4 protein-coding genes are annotated in these 5,384 nt (G+C 70.5%); all 4 read right to left on the reverse strand.

Annotation, left to right across the window (positions count from 1 at the left end; genetic code table 11):
- Positions 1-912, reverse strand: a 912-nt coding sequence (locus ACY5KJ_RS17110) for a MurR/RpiR family transcriptional regulator (protein ID WP_462188291.1), incomplete at its 3' end; no start/stop codon positions are given.
- A 149-nt stretch (positions 913-1,061) separates the two neighbouring features.
- The gene (locus ACY5KJ_RS17115) at positions 1,062-3,548 is read right to left on the reverse strand and encodes a HelD family protein (RefSeq protein ID WP_462203839.1); all 2,487 of its coding nucleotides are present in this window, start codon (positions 3,546-3,548) and stop codon (positions 1,062-1,064) included.
- Positions 3,549-3,976: 428 nt separating this feature from the next.
- Positions 3,977-4,546 (reverse strand): type 1 glutamine amidotransferase domain-containing protein, encoded by a 570-nt coding sequence (locus ACY5KJ_RS17120; RefSeq protein WP_462188293.1) that lies wholly within the window; start codon positions 4,544-4,546, stop codon positions 3,977-3,979.
- Positions 4,547-4,636: 90 nt separating this feature from the next.
- Complete coding sequence (locus tag ACY5KJ_RS17125) at positions 4,637-5,296, reverse strand: HhH-GDP family DNA glycosylase (protein ID WP_462188294.1); 660 nt, start codon at positions 5,294-5,296, stop codon at positions 4,637-4,639.
- Positions 5,297-5,384 lie beyond the last annotated feature (88 nt).

Here is a 5,384-nt window from a genome sequence, read left to right on the forward strand (position 1 = left end):
GTAACAGTGTTCATCGAGAGCATCCGCAGCCAGAGTCTGCGCGATGCGGGCATGGTCAGGATTCCGCAGAAGAAGAGCGATGAAAAGGCTCTCAAGAACCAGGAGGTGGGCGAGACGGCTGGTCATCGCCTCTATTTGGTACCGGGTTTTACGACTCCCGGCGACGAGCACGGTTGTCGCGACCTCCGTCAACGGGCTGCTGTGAAAACTGGTGATCGCGATAACCGCGGCACCGGCGGCGTGTGCGCCGCGAGCAGCGCCTACGGTCTCATGAGTCGCCCCGGTGTGACTCACCGCGACCGCGACATCATCCGGCCCGAGCAGGCGTGCCTGCACGTGCTGCGTGTGCACATCCGGCGGGAAGCTGGCCGGGACGCCGATCGTGGCCAGCCGAAACGCCCCGTCCGCGGCAATCGGTGCGCTTGTGCCGACCCCCCGAAAAAGAACACGCCGCGCCGCATGGAGCGCCTCAACGGCATCGGCAAGCGCACCCGCGCCCACGCTCATCGGGACGCGCGACAGTGCCTGACCGTTCGAGGCCGCCAGCTTGGCAAGCACCTGATGCACGGTGTCGCTGGGATCGATGTCCTCCCGGGGGCGTTCACCGAGCGGCAGAAGATCTTGAGCTAGAGCGATCTTGGCTGCCTGGAAACCCTTGAAGCCGAGACTTTGGCACGCGCGGACGACCGTGGCGACCCCCACCCCCGCGGCAGCGGCGACCTCGGATACCGAAAGATTAAGGATCTCCGCTCCCGGCTCCAGCAACGCTTCGAGGACCCGGGCCTCGCTCGGAGCGAGATCCGCGGCGGCCCCCCGCACCCGTTCAGCAAGGGTGCCAGCCGGCTCGTCAGCAACGCTCGCCGCGCCGGTCTCACTGGGCCTGGTCGCCCTGGGCCTGGTCGTCACATCCACGAACCTAGCCACACGGAACAACGTTCCGATGAACGATGGATGGACATTTTATATCAAGAAAATATCGGAATTTTGTTCCGACGCTGCTCCTCACGCAGGGCTAGCTGGTATTTGCGGACGGATCCGGAACCCGTCCGCGGGCGGGCACGTTACCGCCGGGCGAGTCGGCCCAGTACCGGCGGAAGCTCGCCGGAATACACCACGGTCAGGAAACGGGTGGCCCGGGTCAGCGCGACGTAGAGGTCGGCGAGCCCCCGGGTCGGCCCGGCCAGCAACGCGGCCGGTTCCACCAGCACCACCGCGTCGAACTCGAGACCTTTGCTCTCCGCCACGCTCAGCACCACCACCGGCGCGTCGAGAGCGTTGCCGACGGATCTGGCGGGGTCGACGGAGTCCGCCGCGACCGCCAGATCCGGGAGGGCTGCCATGAGGGCGCCGCGCAGCCCCGGGATGTCCTGCGGGCGGCAGATCACGGCGACCCGCCCGTCGCCGACCTCGCTCGCGGCCCGGCTCGCCGCGTACACCACGGCGGCGACGAGGTCCCCGGAAGGCTCCTGGGCGAAGGTCCGCCTGTCCTTTAGCAGACCAGTCTCGAGCAGACCGACGAGGCCCGGGACATCGTCGGTCGTCACGTCGCCCACGCGCACCGCCGTCGGGGCACGGCCCACCGAACGCACTGAGAGGGGAACGGAGACCGTCGGGTCCTGCGCCCGCAGGACGTCGGCGGCAACGTCCATGATCTCCCGAGGTGTGCGGTAGTTGACGCTGAGCCGCTCGACCGTAAACCGGTCGCCGACCGCGGGCCCCAGCAGCTCCCCCCAGGACGTCGGCGCGCCCGGCCGGGCGGTCTGGGCCAGGTCACCGACGAGGGTCGCCGTGCGTCCCGGGCAGCGCCGCCACAGCAGCCGCCACAACATCGGCGAGACCTCCTGGGCCTCGTCGACGATCAGGTGGCCGAAAGTCCAGGTGCGGTCCTCGCGGGCATGATCGGCGGCACTGCGCCGCGCCCGCGGCCCGCTCCACCGCTCGGCGAGCGCCTCGGTGTCAACCTGCCCCTCGAGCCCGAGCATGTCCACCACGCCCCGGGCGTACTCGCGTTCCTCCTCGCGTTCCCGCTCGGCACGGCGGGCGGTCTCGCGGCCGGTCTCCTCGCCCGGGTCGCCGAGCAGCTCGGCGGCCTCGTCGAGCAGCGGCACATCGGCCGGAGCCCACGCCCGCTCGACCCACTCGACCCGCTCGACCCGCTCGGCGGCCGCTGTACTCGCCGTACCCACGCCGTCGCGCTGCACCGGGATCCGGGCGGACGCTGCGGCCGTCCGCCGGTCCTCGAGCAGAGATCGTTCCGCCGGGGTGAGTCGGCTACCCGCCGCACGCGCCAGGGCCGCCGGATCGGCGAAGAGCTCCTCGAGGAGCCGCTGGGGGGTCAGCAGCGGCCAGAGGCCGTCGAGCACCGTACGGACCTCTTCCGCCGACCACAGGTCCCGGATGATCTGGCCGCGTTCGTCGGCGTCGAGCAGCCCGCCCGGGATCTGGTTCACCACCTGGGTGGCCAGCTCTGCCAACAGCTCGCGCAGGAAGATCCGACGGGCCGAGTTGTGCGGGCGACGGCTGCGCCGCGTCCGGGTGCGGACCCGCGCGACCGTGTCGCGACCGAGGCGCAGCATGTGATCGTCGTAGGGGATGAGCACCTCTCGCCGCGGCAGCCGCTGCCGGTCCCTGACGGCGGCGGCGATGACCTCGGCCATCCGCGGATCACCCTTGAGCGCAGCGGTCGCGGCGTCCTCGACGCCGTGCGCGTCGACCCCGGGAAAGAGCCGTCCCGGCGTGGCGAAGATCACCCCGGTCTCCCCGAGGGAGGGCAGCACCTGGTCGATGTAGCGCAGGAACACCGGACTCGGCCCCACGATCAGCACGCCGGACTGGTCGAGTCGAGCCCGGTCGTTGTAGAGCAGATAGGCGGCACGGTGCAGCGCCACCGCGGTCTTACCGGTCCCCGGTCCACCGTCGACGACGAGCACGCCGTTCGCCCGCGCCCGGATGATGCGGTCCTGCTCGGCCTGCAGAGTGGCGATGATGTCGTGCATGCGCCCGGTCCTGGGCGCGGCCAGCGCCTCGAGCAACATCGTGTCGCCGGACGCCGTCACCCCGCCGGGCTCGCTCGTGCCGGTGCCAGTGCCGGTGGCCGTGCCGGCCGGCAGGCTCAACGGGTCGTCGGCGATGCCGGTGACCTCCCGGCCCTTGGTCCGCAGATGACGCCGCCGCACCAGACCGTGCGGATCGGCCAGCGTCGCCCGGTAGAAGGCGGTGGCCACCGGGGCCCGCCAGTCCACCAGGATCGGTTCCTGCTCGCTGTCGGACAGGCCGATCCGGCCGATGTACGTCCGGCGCCCGTCGGCGTGGTCCATCGCGCCGAAACACAGCCGCCCTTCGGCGGCGTCGAGGCGGGCGAGCCGGTCGGCGTGGGTCGCCGCGAACACGTCACGTTCCACGAGTGACTGTGGGGTGCCCGTGCCACTTTCCAGCAGGACCCGGCGCAGCTGCCCACGGGTGATCTCGCGGACCTCGTCCAACCGGATGTACAGCGTGTCCAGGTACGCCTGTTCACGGGCGCGCTCGACGTCCTGCATGGTCGGCACCGGCTCTCCTCCCGGTCGCGGTCGGATTCTTGGGCTGCGGCTTCCCGGGCTGCGGGCCGACGCCGTCAGGTGAGCCAGGGAGAGTAACAGCCCCTCCCCGGCAGATCTTCCCGGCCCGCCTGGTGACCCGGCTCCGGTGACCCCACCCTGGTAACGACATGTCCACGACAACGACGGCGTGTCCACGAACGACCACGGCAACCACGGCAAGCCGGCCCGCCATCCGGCACGGCGGCCGGAATGCCGCATCATCGCTGTTCCAGGTTACGGATGTCCGGCGACGGGATACACCGCAATGATCCACCTGGTGCGGGGTAGCGACCAACCTGATCCGAGGTAGCAGACGGCCCGGGCGAAGGAGCCGTTTCCGGCGGTTCCTTCGCATCCACGGTGAACGGCGTCCCGAGCTGGGGCGTCCACCGAGGTAATCAGACGCCCACCGAGGTGAGATGCTCCACCAGGGTGCCGTCGAAGGCCGGCAGATCATCCGGTCTGCGGCTGCTGATCAGCGTGTTCGGCCCGGACCGGCAGATGACGACCTGCTCGTCCACGACCTCGGCCCCGGCGTTGCGCAGATCGGTGCGCAGGCTCGGCCAGCTCGTGATGCGCCGTCCGCGGACCACGTCCGCCTCGATCAGGGTCCAGGGAGCGTGGCAGATCGACGCCACCGGGCGGCCGGCATCGAAGAAGTACCGGACGAACTCGACAACACCCGGCTGCCACCGCAACTCGTCCGGATTGGCGACTCCGCCGGGCAGCACCAGCGCGTCGAAGTCCGCGGGATCCGCCTCGGCGACCGTGACGTCGACCGGGAAGGTGTCCGCGGGGTCCAGGTGCCGGAACGCCCGCACCCTGCCTCCCTCCGTCGACACCAGCACCGGACTCAGGCCGGCCTGCTCGATGGCCTTCCACGGCTCGGTGAGTTCGACCTGCTCGACGCCCTCCGGTGCCACCAGAAACGCGATCTTGCGTTGAATCCTGTCGTCGTGCGTCGTCATCGACACGTCCTCCTGCCTGATTCCTGTCTGCCTGCTGCCCGCCTGCTGTCTGCTCCTGTCTCGCCAGCTGGGGTCGGGACCGGACGGGCGTCAGGGCCTGCTCGCCGCCTCCCGCAGGTCGGTGACGTCGTGCTCGAGACGCGCCCGCACCAGCGCAGCGACCAGCCGCGGGAAGTCCTGCCGGTCGACCAGTGCGGCGAGCCTCGCCGGGCCGGTCGGCAGCCCGAGGGCTCCAGCCGTTCTCCGGGTAGGTTCGTCGAGGTAGGGCACCAGCTCGTCCCATCCCGCCTGCGCCTCGCGCAGGAAGATGTCGGCACCGACCGGACCGATCCCCTTGATCTTCTGCAGCAGCTCCCGCTCCCGGTCCGGGGAGTGCTCGGCGGCATCCCGCAGCCGGCGGACATCACCGTCGTAGGTGTCCATCAGGTAACGGCAGGCCGCCTCCAATGTCCGAGAGGTGCTCTCGTCGTAGCGCGCGTACCCGCTGCCGTTCAGCACCCGGGTACGGTCCTCCCAGGTCGCCTCGGCCATGGCTGCGGCGTCGGTCCAGCCGGCGTCCATCAGGGAACGGCAGGCGGCGACCGCGATCGACGTGCGGATCCGTGCGCTCGCGAGCAGGGCGAAGACGATCAGCCTGAACATCGCTTCCGCGGTGTCAGCCGGCACGTCGGCGCCGATCTCGTCGGCGTAGGTCCGCCCATGCCGGGCGAGCAGTTCGGCGAGCACCGCCTCTGTGTCGGTTCCAGCCATGCAGTGGGGCTACCCGCGATACCCGCCATCACTCCGCCCCGCCCATGCGCTCCGCCCATGCGCTCCGCACACGCACTCCGCCCTGCCC

It is taken from the genome of Frankia sp. CcWB3 (assembly GCF_977927595.1).

Coding starts and splice junctions, on each gene's coding strand:
- ACY5KJ_RS17120 (WP_462188293.1), bottom strand. CDS start 4,546: ATGACGACGCACGACGACAGGATTCAACGCAAGATCGCGTTTCTGGTG.
- ACY5KJ_RS17125 (WP_462188294.1), bottom strand. CDS start 5,296: ATGGCTGGAACCGACACAGAGGCGGTGCTCGCCGAACTGCTCGCCCGG.